10 protein-coding genes and 1 pseudogene are annotated in these 17,597 nt (G+C 46.9%); 8 read left to right on the forward strand and 3 right to left on the reverse strand.

The genetic code is table 11. From position 1 onward, the window contains the following. The first annotated feature begins 169 nt into the window (after positions 1-169). From EPH95_RS14185 to EPH95_RS14215, 8 genes and pseudogenes are all read left to right on the forward strand, one after another. The gene (locus tag EPH95_RS14185) at positions 170-2,404 is read left to right on the forward strand and encodes an FIMAH domain-containing protein (protein ID WP_227003923.1); all 2,235 of its coding nucleotides are present in this window, start codon (positions 170-172) and stop codon (positions 2,402-2,404) included. Between the two features lie 60 nt (positions 2,405-2,464). After that, positions 2,465-4,612: a Xaa-Pro dipeptidyl-peptidase gene (locus EPH95_RS14190; protein ID WP_142090708.1), complete on the forward strand. Its 2,148-nt coding sequence runs from the start codon at positions 2,465-2,467 to the stop codon at positions 4,610-4,612. An 88-nt stretch (positions 4,613-4,700) separates the two neighbouring features. Further along, positions 4,701-6,503 carry an esterase/lipase family protein gene (locus EPH95_RS14195; RefSeq protein ID WP_160141779.1) on the forward strand — a complete coding sequence of 601 codons (1,803 nt, stop codon included), beginning with the start codon at positions 4,701-4,703 and terminating at the stop codon, positions 6,501-6,503. A gap of 18 nt (positions 6,504-6,521) precedes the next feature. After that, positions 6,522-8,549 carry a glycoside hydrolase family 3 protein gene (locus EPH95_RS14200; protein ID WP_142090710.1) on the forward strand — a complete coding sequence of 676 codons (2,028 nt, stop codon included), beginning with the start codon at positions 6,522-6,524 and terminating at the stop codon, positions 8,547-8,549. Between the two features lie 59 nt (positions 8,550-8,608). Further along, positions 8,609-9,850, forward strand: a pseudogene (locus tag EPH95_RS14205) (exo-beta-N-acetylmuramidase NamZ family protein); the annotation flags it as partial. Positions 9,851-9,868: 18 nt separating this feature from the next. Then, complete coding sequence (locus tag EPH95_RS19835; protein WP_405127460.1) at positions 9,869-10,117, forward strand: FIMAH domain-containing protein; 249 nt, start codon at positions 9,869-9,871, stop codon at positions 10,115-10,117. Between the two features lie 186 nt (positions 10,118-10,303). Beyond that, on the forward strand, positions 10,304-11,791 hold the full coding sequence (locus EPH95_RS14210; RefSeq protein WP_227003924.1) for a serine hydrolase domain-containing protein: 1,488 nt from the start codon (positions 10,304-10,306) through the stop codon (positions 11,789-11,791). Positions 11,792-11,807: 16 nt separating this feature from the next. Then, positions 11,808-13,796 carry a glycoside hydrolase family 3 protein gene (locus EPH95_RS14215; RefSeq protein WP_142090712.1) on the forward strand — a complete coding sequence of 663 codons (1,989 nt, stop codon included), beginning with the start codon at positions 11,808-11,810 and terminating at the stop codon, positions 13,794-13,796. 137 nt (positions 13,797-13,933) lie between these two features. Here the strand turns inward: EPH95_RS14215 and EPH95_RS14220 are convergent, their stop codons facing one another. From EPH95_RS14220 to EPH95_RS14230, 3 genes are read right to left on the reverse strand one after another with little or no spacing between them, the layout of a single operon-like run. Continuing rightward, positions 13,934-16,111, reverse strand: a complete 2,178-nt coding sequence (locus EPH95_RS14220; protein WP_142090713.1) for a TRAP transporter permease — start codon at positions 16,109-16,111, stop codon at positions 13,934-13,936. Between the two features lie 4 nt (positions 16,112-16,115). Then, complete coding sequence (locus EPH95_RS14225; RefSeq protein ID WP_142090714.1) at positions 16,116-16,601, reverse strand: DUF1850 domain-containing protein; 486 nt, start codon at positions 16,599-16,601, stop codon at positions 16,116-16,118. Positions 16,602-16,610: 9 nt separating this feature from the next. Next, positions 16,611-17,549, reverse strand: coding sequence for a TAXI family TRAP transporter solute-binding subunit (locus EPH95_RS14230; protein ID WP_142090715.1), 939 nt, complete (start codon positions 17,547-17,549; stop codon positions 16,611-16,613). Positions 17,550-17,597: the final 48 nt, after the last annotated feature.

The raw sequence follows: 17,597 nt of genomic DNA on the forward strand, positions 1-17,597 counted from the left end.
GAATATCGTTGAAAAGTACCAGAATAAGACGCTAAAATGCCAGATTATCTCATGCGGGATAACCATACGTCCAGCTGAGTTACAACCCTGTGGGAATAAAAGCTTTGTCACAGGGTTTTTCCCACGTGATGAAAGTAAAATGCACATTATTAATGGAGGTTTCCATGCTATGAAACTGGGAAAAACATCACTTATGCTTTTCGCAGCTTTTCCGCTTGTTTCTGCTCCCATGCTTAGTGGTAGCCAAACAGCATACGCGAATGAGGTTGGCCTTGCCGAGTTTCCCGCCCCCGTTGATGACGAGTCGTGGGTTTTGCCCAGGGATATGACGTGGGATGATTATCAGTCAGTCCCGGGAATAAATTGGCAAGATACAGATATTGAACCGGATCGGGAAATTAGAGGAGCCATCATTCTCGTTGATTTCCCGGACCAGGAATTTATTTTAACTGAGCCGGAAGGATCCGATCCGGCCGGGAATCCTATTGATGCCAGCGAAGTTCCCGAGGAAGAACTCGGTGATTGGTGGGAAGATTTTCTCAATACACCGCAAGAACTCAATAACCATCGAACAGTTGATGAGTTTTGGATGGAAAATTCTTATGGGGAATGGGGCGTAGAGCTGGATGCTTTCGGCCCTTATACCATGGAACACAACGAATTCCAGTACGGGCTCAACGAGTTTGACCAGCAGGAATACATGCCTGAAGGTTATGAAGCTCAAGATCTTGTCCCTGATGCGCAAGAAGCGGCTCAAGAGGATATTGAAAATTCCGGTGTTGATTATGACTTCGAATTTATCGTTCATTCAGGGTATGACGAATCTTCGTTGTGGCAGGAATTTGGAGAAATGATGTTTGAGGGACCTGAGGATGTTCCGGATGAATTCGGTTCTCCGTACGAAGATCATCCTAACTGGGCGGACACTCGCTACGTCGATTGGACTTCATGGTTTGCGGCCAGAAGCATCTGGTCTCACGCATATGCTGGGGGATCCGTGCAGGCTGAAAATAGCGGGCAATCCGTGTTCGCTCATGAATTCGGACATATTGAAGGCCTTGGTGATAATTACAACAACCCTTATGCCGACCCTGTTTCAAGGTCCTACTCGGGTCCTTGGGAACTTATGAGCCGTGGAGCTTTCAATGGTCCTGGAGGTCCGCACACCCGGTGGATGATTCCGGCAACGGAAGGTTCGAGCGCTCCTTCCCACCATATGCTTAGGAATAAAATAAAGCAGGATTTCGTCACTGAAGGGGAAGATTATCTGGAGGTTGACCGTGATGACCTCGCAGAAGAAGGACCGGTGTTCGAAGATATTTTAGCGCGGGCGGTGCCCTCCGGTTCGGATTTTGAGCATGATAAGCTGCAAGGCATTAATGTCACAATGGATGAGGATAAGACACCGAGAAACTACTTGGAAGATGATTGGCGGGCAGATATGCAGGCCGGCGAGGATTGGTATGATAACTACACGATTGAGGTTGTGGATCAGGTTGGCTTTGACTCTTTCCAACCGGATGCCGGTGTACTGCTGGCGAAAACTAAAGACGAAGAGCAGGCGCCTTTCATATGGGCCATTGACGCACACCCTGATGATATCGACGAAGTGGATTTTGAAAGACCGGACGGGACAACGGAAATGCTCTCTAAAGGGGATTACCAACAACTGGCGGATGCGCTCTTTAAAGCAGGAACCGCGGATGGTGTTGTCAGCGAGTATACCGATGAGGATAATCGTCTCCATTTTTACGTATTGGATAAAAACGAAGATGAAGACGGGGCTCTGTCCTACCGGACGGCAGTCCGGCACATGGATGAAGCAGGTCCGTATGAACGCGGTGTAGACGTTGAAACTAGCACGGTGGAACGTGCCGAGGCCGGAAATATAGCAGCATACAATTTCAGTGTAGCGAACAGCGGCGAAGAAACAGATCTTGTCCGTGTAGACGTCGACATTGAAGATGGCTGGGAATACATGCATGAACATGAAGTCATTGAAGTAGAGGCCGGGGAGACAGTCGATGTGCCGGTATATGTGGAAATGCCCGAAAATGGACATGCCCCTTCTAATATCACCTTCTCTGCGACTTCTGAAACAGACGATGAAGAAACAGAATCCGCAGAACGAGGAGTAGGCGTAAGCGCGGCAAGTATGGAAGCTCTTGTTGAGCAGTATGAAGAAGACGGGGCATTTGAAGAGGCGGAAGCTCCTCATGCCTTAACACGACATTTAACAGCCGTGAGTCATTATGAGGAACAAGAAGAACCTGAGAAGGTCATCAATCATATGGAAGGTCTTAAAGATTTGCTTGATCATCAGATCGACAATGGATTGATTACGGAAGAGGCATTTGAGGAGCTTATCGCTTATACGGATGAGTTGATAGAGAAGTTGGATTGAGATTCTATCAAAATAACATTCTATGAAACGGTTAAATAAAAAAAGCAGAAGGAGATAGAAATGAAAAAACGATGGTTTAAAAAATGCACGGGGATCGCATTTGCATTGGCTTTCGCGTCTTCTTCCCTCTTTTTCGTGGAGGTTTCTGCTGAGCAGGCAACAACAGATGAAGGGATGACGCACCTGATAGAAGACGGAGTAACCCAGCCGAATTTTTCCTATGAAGATGCAATCAGGGAGACAGTGTACGTGGATACGGATCTAGATACGAATGGTGACGGGACCAATGACCAAATTGCCGCGGATATTATTCGTCCTGCCGAGAGCGATGAAGATCTTGACGTTCCCGTCATAATGATTGCCAGTCCTTACAATGAAGAGATGGGACGCGGGGAAGAATCCGAGCTCAAGGAATATGAAAATGGAGAACCGGTAAAGTTCCCATTGTACTATGATAATTATTTTGTTCCCCGGGGCTATGCGGTTATGCACGTTGATATGGTAGGAACGAGCTTATCGGATGGGTGTCCGACAACCGGTGGTTTTGAAGAAACGGATAGTGTGACGGCCGTTATCGATTGGTTGAATGGAGAGGCAGATGCCAGTAACGATGAAGGTACGGAAGTAGAGGCAGATTGGAGCAGCGGCAAAGTAGGAATGTACGGAAAATCATACGATGGAACGCTGGCAAATGCAGCAGCTGCTACAGGGGTAGAAGGACTTGAAACGATCGTACCGGTGACGGCGATCAGCAGTTGGTATGACTACTACCGCTCTAATGGCGCCCTTTATCACTACAATGGCCCGAACGGACTGGCAAACACTGTTGTCAATTCCGAGCGGGAAGAGGAATGCCAACCGGTATTCGAACAAATGGCGGACGATATGGATGATGACAGTGGTGATTTTAATGATTTTTGGGACGAACGAAGCTATTTGGATGATGCAGGCAACATTTCCGCCAGTGTTTTCTTGATCCATGGGTTGAATGATCTTAATGTGAAAACCAATCATTTCGGCCAATGGTGGGAAGAGCTGGAGGCGAACGATGTGGAGCGCAAAATATGGCTCACGCAAACAGGTCACACGGAACCGTTTGATTTCCGGCGTGACGAGTGGGTAAATACCATCCATCAATGGTTTGATCACGAGCTTCTCGACATCGACAACGGTATCCTGGAAGAGCCGATGGCTGATGTAGAAACGGCAGCGAATGAATGGGAAACTTATGATTCCTGGCCGGATCAAGAGGCTTCCACTGTCGATTTACGCATAAGTCCCGGCGATGATGAAAGGCCCGGTATTTTAACGGATGCTCCTGTTCAAGAAGGGGAGACGTTGGATTTTACGAATGACCCTCAATCTGAAGATGAGCTTGCCGCCGAGCCTTTCGAAGAAGATGATCATCGTTTGATGTTCCTTTCTCCAGAGTTAGAAGAGGAAGTGCGTTTCAGCGGAACACCCGAAGTGGATATTCGCGCAACAGTGGATGGGGAGGCTGCGAACTTAACAGCCTTCATCGTCGATTATGGCACAGATGAACGTGTCGACCATCAAAGCGGTTCCGGAGGTATGAACATGCTGGATGAGAGTGACTGTTGGGGTGAGAGCACCGACAGAGATAGCGCTTGTTATCAACAGCATGAAATTTTAACGCATGAACAGGATTATGAGATCGTGTCCCGTGGTTGGATGGATGCTCAGAATCATGACACCGTTTGGGAAAGCAACCCGCTAACACCCGGAGAGCAATATGATTTTCGTTGGGATACGATGACGCACGATTACGTTTTCAAACCCGGACACCGTATCGGTGTGGTGATCGCAGGGAGCAACACGAGTCACACGGTACCAAATGAAGACGAGATAGACATTGAAGTCGATCTTGCAGAGAGCCATATTGAACTTCCGATAGTCGGCGGTGAACAAGCCATCGATTTTGGACTGAGCGCCTCCGGAATACAAGAAGTCGTTCAAGAGTTCGATGAAAATGGTGAAATTGAAAGTGAGGAAGCTGTTCATGCCTTGGATCTGCATTTAACGTCCGTGAGCCATTATGAAGAGCAAGAGGATACCGAAAAAGTTAACGATCATACGAGAGGCTTTAAAGATTTACTGAACCAACAACTTGATCAGGATCATGTAACCGTGGAAGCCCATAATCATCTTATGGAGCATGCAGATGCTTTGCTGGAGAAGTGGGAATAGAAGTACCGTGTTATCCCGGATTGAAAAGTATTCCTGTGGCAAGCCATTTTCTTGTCACAGGATAACCCCCTTTTTTGGAGGGTCTCTGATGGAAAAAACGAACGTAAAAGTGTTGTTCCTATTGTGTGTCTTTTTGATAACGCCTTCACTGGCAGAGGGGAGTGATACCGGCTTAGATCCGCCTGAAACAGTATTAAGTTCGTCCGAAATGAAAACGATGGTGGAACGTTTCAATGAAGATGGGGAATTCGAAAATGAAGAAGCGGCCCATGCACTATATTCACACTTATCTAGCGTCCGCCATTATGAGGAGCAAGAAGAAACGGAAAAAGTCATGGAGGCGATGGAGGATTTTAAAAAGCTGCTCGGAGATCAACAAGATAATGATTTTATTTCCGAAGAAGCCTTCAATGTTCTGGACAGTTACACGGAGGATTTTATGCAGGACAATGATCCTGAAAGCGACGCCGGACCCGGAACGTGGTATGAGGGGGAAACACCGGAAAATGTAAGCGAGGATGATCCGGTGCTCTTATTTGTGCATGGGCTTGATAGCTCGGCCGATACATGGTTTGAAGACAATGATATGTATGAAACCGCTTATGAAGATGGGTATCAAACGGCTTTTATTGACTTGTACCCTGTAGAAGATAATTGGGATAACGGAGCACTATTGGCAGAAAAAATTGAACAGATTTACTACCATTACGATAAAACAGTCGTGCTCATCGGTCACAGTAAAGGCGGGATCGACGCGCAAACAGCCCTTGTTCACTATGATGCTCATCCATATGTCGGCAATGTGATCACCTTGGGCAGTCCTCATTTTGGATCGCAACTGGCAGATTTGGCGCATAGCCGTTGGGCCGGATGGTTGGCAGAGCTTTTGGATCAAAGAAACAACGCGACTTACGCTTTGCAGTCCGGTTATATGGAAGGATTCCGTTTTGAAACAGATCCTCATCCTCAAGTCAAGCACAATGATTATTATACGTTGGCCGGAACGAGCTGGGGTTCATTTGCATCCCCGCTGTTTTGGGGCGGCCTGTATCTTTCTTTTCACGGCAATAATGATGGCGCGGTTGTTACGGATGATGCCTATTTGCCAAATGAAAGTATCGTGCGAATCGACGAGTGGGATCATCAGGAATTGAACACCGGCACCGCTACCTTCGATTGGTTTGAGCCATTTTTAAATGAATCAAGTGTTGAAGATGATGCGACCGTCACATCAACTTATGATATGGAAAGGTCAAATGATCAAGCAGGCAGTGACCAGTTGGTGCGTGGCGGACAGCATGATGGTTCATCAGAGGAATTTTTTAATGTAGAAAATGATGTAAATGAGATCAGCCTCGATTGGATAAGTGACCAATCAGTCGAATTGGAAATCTATAATCCTCAGGGGGAAGAGCATGAATCGTCTGTCACGTCCTATCAAGATAATGAATTTTTTAAAGGGGGTGTCCACCACAACGTGCATATCGATGATCCAGAACCGGGGGAGTGGCGCGTACAGGCAACATCCGAGCATGAAGGCGCATATTTAGCGACATGGCATTACGTTTCACCATTATCAGCCGATGTTCAATTGGATGTTTCGGCTTCGTCAATGATTTTGCAAGATGAGTCTAGCATTCTGGATGAGGATGATACAGATGTCAGCTATCACGTAGATTTCATTCCTGAAGAGGGGGATTCACAGCAGATAGCGGATCAGTTTTCTTTTCAAAGGGATAGCCAAGAAGCGCTAACACTTCCGGAAGTGTCACAAGAAGGTGTGTATAATATCACTGCTGATATAGAAGGAAAAGATGTAGATGGAGCGCCATTTTCCCGGACAATCATTACCACTGTATTTGAGGATGAAGATGGGAACAGATTTTACTAGATTCAAAGGAGGTTTTCCATGCGGACGAAAAGGCGGGTAATTGCGGGCTTTTTAGTTGTAACTTTAGGTTTGTTTATTGCTTTTGGATCTACGTCATTGACAGCACATGAAAATTCTAATTTGACAAATGAAAATGATGATTCAGACACAATTGACGACATCGTTGATAACATGACATTGGAGGAAAAAGTCGGGCAACTGTTTATTGTCCATGTTTACGGAGAAACACCGACAGATCCGAATTATGAAGAGGAAAATCTGGAAAATGACCGCGGAGGGGAGAACTTCAAGGAAGTGATTGAAAATTACCATCCCGGCGGTGTGATTTATTTTAACTGGGCCGACAATATCGGGACGCCCGCGGATGTATCGCAGGTAAACGCCCTTTCCAATGGGATTCAAGAAATTGCGATGGACGAAGGTTCGTCCATTCCCATGTTTGTGTCAACAGATCAGGAAGGGGGTATTGTCGCGCGCGTGACAGAACCTGCCACGACATTCCCGGGGAACATGGCTATTGGTGCAACCGGATCTTCGGCCTACGCGGAACAGTCCGCGGAGATCCTGGGTGAAGAGTTGAAAGCGTTGGGCATTAACATGAATTTTGCGCCGACGTTAGATGTGAACGTTAACCCGGATAACCCTGTAATCGGTGTTCGTTCTTACTCTGAGGATCCCGGTTTAGTCACGGATTTAGGGATGGCTCAAATCCAAGGGTTTGAATCGGAAGAGGTGATCGCGACGGCGAAGCACTTCCCCGGTCATGGCGATACCGATGTTGATTCCCACTACGGGCTTCCGATTATCGAAAAAGATTTGGATACGTTGCTTGAAGAGGATTTGCCCCCGTTTGAAGAAGCTATTGATCACGGAGTCGACGCTATTATGCCGGCTCACATTGTCGTGCCTGCGCTGGATGATTCAGAATTGCCTGCTACATTTTCCGAGCCGATCTTGACAGATTATCTGCGGGGAGAATTAGGTTATGACGGGCTAATTGTTACGGACAGCCTTGATATGGATGGCGTCGATGTCATGCCGGAGGAAGAGGTGCCGGTGGAAGCCTTTAAAGCCGGTGTCGACGTACTGTTGAATCCACCGGATGTTGATTTGTCGTACAACGCGATGCTCGATGCCGTTGAAGACGGTGACATTAGTGAAGACCGATTGGATGAATCCGTCTATCGTATTTTGGAACAAAAAATGGAGCAGGGACTGTTTGATGATCCTTACGAAGACCCGGCTGCGGTGGACGAAGTTGGTAACGAAGAAAATCTTCAATTGGCTGAGGACATGACCGACGACAGCATCACGCTTGTTAAAAACGACAATGACACTCTTCCATTGGACAACGATACCGAAATGCTCGTTGCCGGACCTGAGGACGGACAGCCGGCGCTGCTTTCTGACCTTTTAATGGCGGCTGAAAGCTATGAAACGAGCGAAAGTCCCACGGAAGAGGAAATTGATGAAGCCGTTTCTTTAGCGGAAAATAAAGATATGGTTGTTGTGCCGACGTCTTCCGCTCATTTAGACGAAGATCAGCAAAACCTGGTTACTGCTCTTCAAGAGACAGGCACATCTGTGGTCGTTGCTGCTACTGGAAACCCATATGATATCGCTGAATTTCCGGATATTGATGCCTATGTAACGACCTATGGCGACCAGGATATTTCCATTCACTCTTTGGCTAATGCTTTAACCGGGGAAATCAATCCCGAAGGGGAATTGCCGGTCACGATCCCCGATCATTATGATATAGGCCATGGCTTGAGCTATGAGATTGAAACGGCCAATATCGAGCAGCTGGTGGATCGGTTCGATGACACGGGAGATCTGGAATACGAGGAAGCCGTTCATGCCTTGCAACGTCATTTAACGGCAGTTGGCCATTATGAAAATCAGGGGGATGCGGAAAAAGTGATCGAGCACATGGAAGGTTTTACGCATCTGCTCGATCAGCAATTGGAAAATGAGTGGATTTCGGAAGAGGCACATGACACACTCATGGATCGCGCGGATGATTTGGTTGCAGGATGGCAATAGCTTTTAATTTTCAAGGGGATCGGTAATGCCTATCCCCTTTTTAAGGAGGAGGTTCAAACGTGAAAAAATGGATGATTGTGCCTGTTGTGGCTATTTTTTCAGTTTCATCGCTTGCCGCCGTCGCGTTTGGGACGGATGATGCGGATATTGAAGAAGCAGAAGAATCTGATGAATTAAGATTAGGCATTGATGTCTTGCTCGAGGACAGGATCGATGAATTGGAAGACAAAAACGTAGGGCTGATTACAAACCCGACGGGTGTCGATCAGGAGTTGAACAGCATCGTTGATTTATTGTACGAGCATGACGATGTCGATCTCGTCTCAATGTTTGGGCCGGAACATGGCGTCAGAGGGGATGCGCAAGCGGGGGATGATGTCGATAAATACATTGATGAGAGGACAGGCCTTCCCGTTTACAGCTTATATGGAGATACTGAAAAACCAACCCCCGAAATGTTGGAGGACGTTGATGTCCTGCTTTTTGACATACAAGATGTAGGGGCTCGTTTTTACACGTACATCTATACGATGGCTTACGCCATGGAAGCAGCCGGTGAGAACGATGTGGAAATGATGGTCCTTGATCGCCCGAACCCAATCGGCGGGCTGGATGTGGAAGGCCCGGTGCTTGACCCGGATTATTCTTCGTTTGTCGGATTGTATCCGATACCGTTGCAACACGGCATGACCGTTGGCGAATTAGCGGGACTGTTTAATGAAGAATTCGAACTTGATGCCGATCTTACCGTTATGGAAATGGAAGGCTGGGAGCGGCAGATGAAGTATGACGAGACCGACCTTGAATGGGTCCTTCCATCTCCAAACATGCCAACTTTTGACACTTCCATCGTTTACCCTGGAACAACGCTTATTGAAGGAACGAACATTTCGGAAGGAAGAGGTACGGCGAAGCCGTTTGAATTGATCGGTGCGCCCTTTATTGACGGAACGGCACTGGCGGAAGAATTAAATGCACTTGACCTCCCGGGCGTTCAATTCAGAGCTGCTTATTTCACGCCGATGTTCTCGAAACACGAAGGAGAACTTTCCGGTGGGATCGAGATTCACGTTCAGGATGAGGTAGCCTATGAACCTCTCAAAACAGGCCTGCACATTGTGAAAACCATTCATGACAACTATCCAGAAGACTTCGAATTCGACGAGTTCTTCGATAACTTGATGGGGAACAGCTGGGTCCGTGAAGAAATAGAGAACGGCACATCCGTTGAAGAAATCACTGATATGTGGCAAGACGACTTGGAAGATTTTAATCAAACAAGAATCGACCATCTGCTTTATTTTGACGGAGTCGCAGGCATAACAGCGCTTGTGGAAGATTTTGAGGAACAGGGAGCCTTTGCAAGCGATGAAGCGGCTCGTGAATTGCTGACGCACATGACCGCGGTTGAACGTTTTGAACAACAAGGGGAAATGGCAAGAGTCGTCGAGCATATGGAAGGATTCTATCATTTGCTCGAGAACCAGCAAGAAAATGAACAGGTATCGGATGAAGCCTATCAGGCACTAACAGCAGAGGTTGATGACTTCATGGAGCAATGGCAGTAAATCCTGATTTCGCTGATAAAAGGCTTGTTTCGGCTGATAAATACTGGTTTTTGGCTGATATATCAATCCATTTGGCTGATATATGCTCGAATTCGGCTGATAAAATGAATCCAGCCTACGACGCTGGAACACTATGAAAATAAGAAAGAAACGTACAATGTATCAAGACCGAAGCGAGGTGAAAAAATGGGCAATCGTTTGAAACCGATGGTTACCGGAGGTTTTTTGTTGCTACCACTGTTGTTTTTTAACGCAGAGTCAAGCCATGCTTCACCTGATCAGGCAGACGGACTCAAACCGGGATCGCCAGGTAGTGCCGGCATGGTGGAGCAGGAATTAAACGACATCGATGATCTCATTCAGCAGGGGATCGATGACCGAGTGACGCCGGGAGCGGTCGTTTTGACAGCCAAAAATGGAATGATTGCAAAAGAGGACGCTTATGGCGAGGTCGCCCGCTATTTGGACGATGATTTCACCGAAATGAATAATCCCGTTGATATGCAAACGGACACGATCTTCGATGTAGCTTCTATTACGAAGGTATTCACTGCGATTTCTGCCATGCAGTTGTATGAAAATGGAGAATTCGATCTGGACGATCAGGTGGCAAACTATATACCGGAGTTTAATGAAGGTGATAAATCTGAAATCACCATTCGGCATCTTATCACTCACACCTCCGGTTTTGAAGATTGGGTGCCACTGTATACGGAAGCGGATTCCCGTGAAGAAGCGTATGACATTGTTTTTTCTTCCGAGCTAACGCATGAACCTGGAAGCGATTATGTATACAGCGATCTGAACATGATTTCGTTAGCCGCGGTGATCGAACAAATAACAGGAGAACGGCTCGACGAATATATTGAAAAAAATATTACCGAACCACTTGGGATGGATGACACGATGTTTAATCCACCGGAATCACTGCAGGAGCGTACTGCTGCCACCGAATATCAACCTGATGTCGAACGGGGACTCGTTTGGGGCGAAGTTCATGATGAAAATGCGTGGGTGATGGATGGTGTGTCCGGACATGCCGGTTTATTTTCAACAGCTCGGGATCTAGCGGTATTCGCGCAAACGTTCCTGAATGAAGGAGAGTACGGAGAAGAAAGAATTCTGCAGCCGGAAACGGTAGAAAAAATCGGAACCAATCAGTTGCCAGATTCACTAGATGATACTCACGGGCTTGGCTGGGAATTGGACCAAGCCTGGTATATGGGTGATCTATCCGAGTCTGAAACAATCGGCCATACCGGTTTTACCGGGACGTCAGTGGTTATTAATCCGAATGAGCAAATGATGGCGATTTTACTGACCAATCGGGTTCATCCGACACGGAAAGGAGCGTCCCCGAATGAGATTCGGGAACATGTTGCTGATCAGACAGCAGCTGCCATCGATGCCTGGGATGCAAGTCATATGAAATCGCTCGTAGAAGATTTGGATGCGGAGGGTGAATTTTCAAATGAAGAAGCCTTTCAACACTTGCATACCCATTTAACTGCCGTTCATTATTATGAAAATCAGGAGGAAGCAGAAAAAGTAATCACCCACATGGAAGGTTTTCAGGATTTAATTGATGATCAGTTAAACAACGAGGTGATTTCTAAAGATGCATTCAATATTCTTCGCGCGCAATCGGAAGACTTGATTGAGACGTGGGAATAGATGGGAGGAAAAGCAGATGAAAACATTCATTTCTATGGCGATGCTCGTTCTATTAATGGCAAGCCCGGGTTTCAAGCAGGCTCAAACAGATGCCAAGCCATTATCCGGTGAGGAGACAAGCGATAAGGTGACACAAATCATCGATGACATGAACGATAAAGAAAAAATTGGACAATTAGTCATGCTGGCGCCTCAGGATGGAGATGACGGCATGCCGGATGAATTCACGAAGGAGATGATTCAAGAATATGGCATGGGTTCTGTGATTGTTCGCGGGGAGAGAGATGCAGCCACACAGGCTGAATACAATAATCAATTGCAAGCGTATGCCGCGGATAATCGCATGAACGTTCCATTGTTCACAACGGCCGACTTAGAAAACGGGGCTGCGCAGCAGGTGCCTGAAGATGCGACAACATTTCCTCGTCAAATGGGGGTCGGAGCTACTAATAGTTTGCAACATGCGGAGACATTTGCACGCATAGCGGGCCAAGAAGCGGATGCGTTAGGTTTTAACTGGAGCTATTCTCCGGTTGCGGATGTGAACGTTGACCCCTTAAATCCTGTTATTGGTGTACGTGCTTTTAGCGAACAGACAGATCTCGTATCTGAAATGACCGCTGCTCAAGTATCCGGCTATCAGGAGGAAGACGTCATTGCTACAGCCAAACACTTTCCGGGTCATGGCGATACGGATACGGACTCTCATTTTGAATTGCCAACGGTAACCTATGATCGTGAGGAGCTCGAAGAGTTACATTTACCTCCTTTTCAATCAGCTATTGACGCCGATATCGATTCAATGATGACTGCTCATATTATCATAGAGGCAATAGATTCTGAGCTTCCGGCCACATTATCCGAAGATGTATTAACGGGGCTTTTACGTGAGGATATGGGATTCGATGGTTTAATCGTCACTGACGACATGGCCATGGAAGCAATCACGGATAATTGGGGAGCCGGAGAAGCCGCGGTGATGTCGATCCAGGCTGGCGCTGATATCGTTATGGCACTTGCATCCCCGACAGAAGCGCATGACGCCCTTTATGACGCTTATCAATCCGGTGAATTATCCGAGGAACGGGTGCATGAGTCACTGGAACGCGTTCTAACGAAAAAATTGGAATATGATTTGTTTGACGATCGTTATGTGGATGCTTCCGAAGCTGAAGCATTTGTCGGAAATCAAGAGCATCAAGATATCGCGGAGCAAATGGGGCGAGATTCTATTACGTTGGCAAAAAATGAAGATATTTTACCTTTTGATGAAGATAGTGAGGAAACAACGTTTGTGGCAGGCGTTACGCATGTGAATGATATTGCCGAGCGGGTGCAACAGCAAAGCAACGGAGAGGTGCTTTCTTGGCAAGCCGGTACCGATGATCCCACGAGCGAAGAAATAGAAGAAGCTGTGAATCAGGCAGCAGATGCAGATCGAATTCTTGTGCCCACTTTCTCTATTGATGAGCTTCCGGATGGACAAAGTCAATTGGTAGAGGCATTAAAAGAGACCGATAACCCTGTCGCGGCTATTTCACTGGGTCTCCCGTACGATGTGCAAAACTATCCGGACGTAGATGCGTATCTTGCTTCCTATGCCCTTGATAATTGGGAGTTAGCGAACTCAACATCCATCAATGCCGCTGTTGATGTGGTCTTTGGTGAACAGCCCGGCGGTGAGCTCCCGGTTACGATTGAAGATCATTATGAGTTCGGACATGGATTAAGTTATGAACCAAGCAATGCCTCAGATATTGAGCAACTCGTTGAACAATACGAAAGAAAAGGAGCATTTGAAAAAGAGGAAGCCGTTCGCCACCTATTGACCCACTTAACAGCCGTCCATCATTATGAAAATGAAGAAGAAGCAGACAAAGTCGTGACCCATGTGGAAGGGTTTAAGGATTTGCTTAACGATCAAGAAGACAACGCGTTGATTAGCAAGGAAGCCTATGAAGATCTCCAAGATCAAGCAAATGACCTGTTGGAGCAATGGCAGTGATTTTTCGATTCGGCTGATAAATGCTGGGTTTTGGCTGATATATCGATCGATTCCGCTGATAAATAGATTGTTTCGGCTGATAAAAAAAGAAAAGCCCGCCGGGGTGTTAAGCAACATCCCTCGGCAGGCTTCTTTTTTTATGCTGTCACTTCCGCACCGCTCCCACGGTCTCGGTCTATCGATCTCTTGCGCAGCAAATGGGTGCTGATGAGCAGCGCGAAGAGCCCGACACCGATGAGGTCTGAAATGAAAGCGGGGTGAATGAAGACTAGCGCGGAACTGAGGGCTAATATCCATTCAAACCAGCGGTATTTCACGAACATATAGTTTTGAATGACGGTGACGAATGCCAGTATGCCGACGAGGGCAGTGAATATAGCCCAAACGATTTCATACCAGGCAAACATCCCTTGATTTTCAGGCAATAGCAGGATGATCGTATTCATAGTGAACACAAATGGCAGCAATAATGCGCCTGCATCATACTTAAAGCCTTGCACACCCGTGATAATAGGATCTGCTCGCGCGATCCCGGAAACTGCGTAAGCCGGCAAGTTCACCGGTGGTGTATCGTCGGCGAGTACTCCGTAGTAAAGGACGAATAAGTGTGCAGCCATAATCGGCACGCCCATTTCAATAAGAGCGGGTGCGATCATGGATGCCAGAATTACGTAAGTCGCCGTTGTCGGAAGCCCAAGTCCGACGATGAGGCACGCGATAAACGTAAAGAAGAGGACAAGGAGCAATTGATCGCCTGCAAATCCTACAATAATGGTAGGCAAAGATCCGGATAGTCCGGTCAGATTAATGATTCCAATGAGAATACCTGCGGTAGCACAGGCGGCAATGACGGTAAGTGCTTTGCGTGAAGCCATTTCCAGACTGATCATTAATTCGCGCGCTTTAAATTTAATAGGGGCAGATTCAATGTTGAATTTATTTTGAAAAAGCACGAAGAATACACAAATAAAGGTACCGATCGCGATCATAACGGAAATTTCAAAGTGCCAACCGAACAAGTGGTACATGCCATATGCCACCCCTGCCAATACACCCGCGATTAGCAAACCTGCTCCGAAACGCTCCCTCAGGCGGTGGGCAAGAATCGCAACCGTCAAAAGCATAACGATGGAATAAAAGGCAGCATTAAAGACAGTGTTACCGGCCATGACAAAATACACAAGCGCGATAATCGGAACAATCAGGTAGCCTTGCTGTAGCAAACTTTTTCGTCCGGAAACGAGCGAATCCTTCGCCAATCCCTGGATGTTGTGTTTCACTGATTCAATGTGCACCATCCAGATGATCGCGATATACGTTAATATCGCGGGAATCAACGCGGAAATCATAATTTGCGCGTAGCTGTAAGGGGTGTACTCAATCATCAAAAAGGCGGCGGCCCCCATGACTGGCGGCAAAAACTGTCCGCTTGAGGACGAGGCCACTTCGATCCCGCCTGATGTTTGCGGCCGAAACCCTACTTTTTTCATGAGCGGGATCGTAAATGTTCCGGTGGTGACGGCATTTGCGACCGAGCTTCCGGAAATGGAGCCCATAAAACCGGAACCAACGACGGCTGCTTTTGCCGGTCCGCCCCGGTAATGGCCGACCGCTCGAAGGGCCAGATCGATAAACATCTTGCCTGCACCGGTCGCTTCCAAAATCGCCCCAAAGAGGATGAAAATGAAAACGTAATTAGCTGAAACAGATAAGGGGGTCCCTAAAATCCCTGTTGATGTGTACATCATTTCATAAATGAACTGCTCAAAATTGGCTCGGCCATGGCCAAAAGGTGGGGGGAGATAATCCCCTAAGAAATAATAGGCAATGAATATTAAAGCAATAATCAATAAAGGTTTCCCCACCACTCGCCGAGCAGCTTCCAGCAGCAACAAAATCATGATGATCCCGGCGATCATATGGCTTGTCTCCATATTTCCCTGCAATATTGTTTGGTGGGTTTGGTTTAACATAACAAATGAGCCTACAACGAGTACTAAGCCAGCAAGTGCCATATCGTACCAGACGATGGTCGTTTGACCCAATCCCTTTTTTCTAGGGAAAATAAGGAAAATAAGAAGGAGCCCTGCGAGCAGGTGAATAAATAGATGTTGGTTTGTGGATACGATCAAACCGAAACCGGCTGTATATAAATGATAAAGAGAAAGCGCAACAGAGATGATGAGAATCAGTATCGCTTTCCAACCAAAGACGCTCCGGTCGCTTCCTTCTGCTTCCAACGCTTCCTCTGGCGAATCTTGCGGAGCTTCGATGGTTTCTTTAATTTCCTCGTTCTGCTTTGAAGTATCTGCCATCACGCTATCCTCCTTGCACGTGAATCATGACGCGGCGGTCATCTTCCTCCATGTCCGATAAATAGAGGGTTTCATCTTTAAATTGAAAGGTGTGTGTGTAGAGGTTGGATGGAATTAGCCGTAACTCTTCCACGACCCTTCCATCATCGGGGATGACGTAAAAGCCCTCCTCTTTCCGGATTGGCTCGTCTGCTTCATAGGGAATGCCGGCGCCGAAAGCCTGGGTCCAAGTTTCTATCGGGACGACTTCGAAATCTTCATTGATCTCAAAAACTTCCCGAATGGGCGTTTTCATTACCGAATGAATATATTCATGAAAAAAAGTGTCACCTGGCTCAATCTCTTCTTCGAGTAAAACGTCATCGGACGCTGTAGCGATTACTTGTAACTTCGGTGTTTGTTCCCAGAAGACGGCCAATAAAAGAAGGATGGCAAGGAAGGGGAGGAAGAGGCTCCATCTCCCTTGCAAAAATGCTAAAATGCCTCTCATGATCCCACCTTATTGATCTTCAAAGTATTGTTCCGCACCGGGATGCAAATCAATCGGCATGCCATCTTGGGCGGTTTCTAAATCAATATGGGCGCCGGATGCATGGGCGGTTTCGAAAGTATCCGTGTTGTCAAAGATGACTTCCATAACCTCGTAAACAATCTCATCGTCCAGTTCGTCATGGGCGACAAGCATGGCTTGCACAGCCAGCGTATTTACCGCATCGTCATCTTCATTATATAAACCTTCTTCAAGCTCATGCTCGGTATAGTACGGATATTCATTAACTAGTTCATCTGATACCTCTTCTTCAACTTCGACCATCGTAATATCCTGTTGGGCCTCCAATGCTTCAATTGCACCTGTAGGAGTTCCCGCGACCATTAACGCAGCATCGATGTTCGCATCTTGCAAGCCGTCGGCAGCGTCTTCAAAGTCTTGGTATTCCACCGTGATGTCGTCATACGTTATGCCATGAGCTTCGAGAATTTGATTGGAAACCACTTCCGTCCCTGAACCCGCGTCCCCAACGGCAACACTCATGCCTTCCAGATCTTCCACCGTTTCAATGCCGGAGGCTTCCGTTGCTACGATTTGAATAACTTCTGGATAGAGGGTCGCCATTCCGCTGAATCCTTCCAATGGTTCCTCAAAATCAACTTCGCCTTCTATGGCATAGTAAGCGGTATCATTTTGCGTTAAAGCAAGGTCCCCTTGATCATCGGAAAGGTCGTTGAGATTTACAACCGAAGCGCTCGTTGCAAAATGGGACGCGTCGTAATCTTCAACGTTCTCATTAATGAGTGTGGAGAGCTGGCCACCTAAAGGATAATATGCCCCTTGTTCACCACCTGTTAAAATTTCCAATTCTTCATCAAAATCCCCGCAAGCGCTGAGCAACAGCGCGGCTGCCCCGATGGCTGTTGCCTTTGCCAGTATTTTTTTCATAATATTGACCTCCCTGAAAAAATTAAAAATATCTCTTTTGCCATTATA

The sequence above is a fragment of the Salicibibacter halophilus genome, from assembly GCF_006740705.1.
GTDB lineage: Bacteria > Bacillota > Bacilli > Bacillales > Marinococcaceae > Salicibibacter > Salicibibacter halophilus.

Coding starts and splice junctions, on each gene's coding strand:
- EPH95_RS14225 (WP_142090714.1), bottom strand. CDS start 16,601: ATGAGAGGCATTTTAGCATTTTTGCAAGGGAGATGGAGCCTCTTCCTC.
- EPH95_RS14195 (WP_160141779.1), top strand. CDS start 4,701: ATGGAAAAAACGAACGTAAAAGTGTTGTTCCTATTGTGTGTCTTTTTG.
- EPH95_RS14210 (WP_227003924.1), top strand. CDS start 10,304: ATGGGCAATCGTTTGAAACCGATGGTTACCGGAGGTTTTTTGTTGCTA.
- EPH95_RS14200 (WP_142090710.1), top strand. CDS start 6,522: ATGCGGACGAAAAGGCGGGTAATTGCGGGCTTTTTAGTTGTAACTTTA.
- EPH95_RS14215 (WP_142090712.1), top strand. CDS start 11,808: ATGAAAACATTCATTTCTATGGCGATGCTCGTTCTATTAATGGCAAGC.
- EPH95_RS14190 (WP_142090708.1), top strand. CDS start 2,465: ATGAAAAAACGATGGTTTAAAAAATGCACGGGGATCGCATTTGCATTG.
- EPH95_RS14185 (WP_227003923.1), top strand. CDS start 170: ATGAAACTGGGAAAAACATCACTTATGCTTTTCGCAGCTTTTCCGCTT.
- EPH95_RS14220 (WP_142090713.1), bottom strand. CDS start 16,111: ATGGCAGATACTTCAAAGCAGAACGAGGAAATTAAAGAAACCATCGAA.
- EPH95_RS14230 (WP_142090715.1), bottom strand. CDS start 17,549: ATGAAAAAAATACTGGCAAAGGCAACAGCCATCGGGGCAGCCGCGCTG.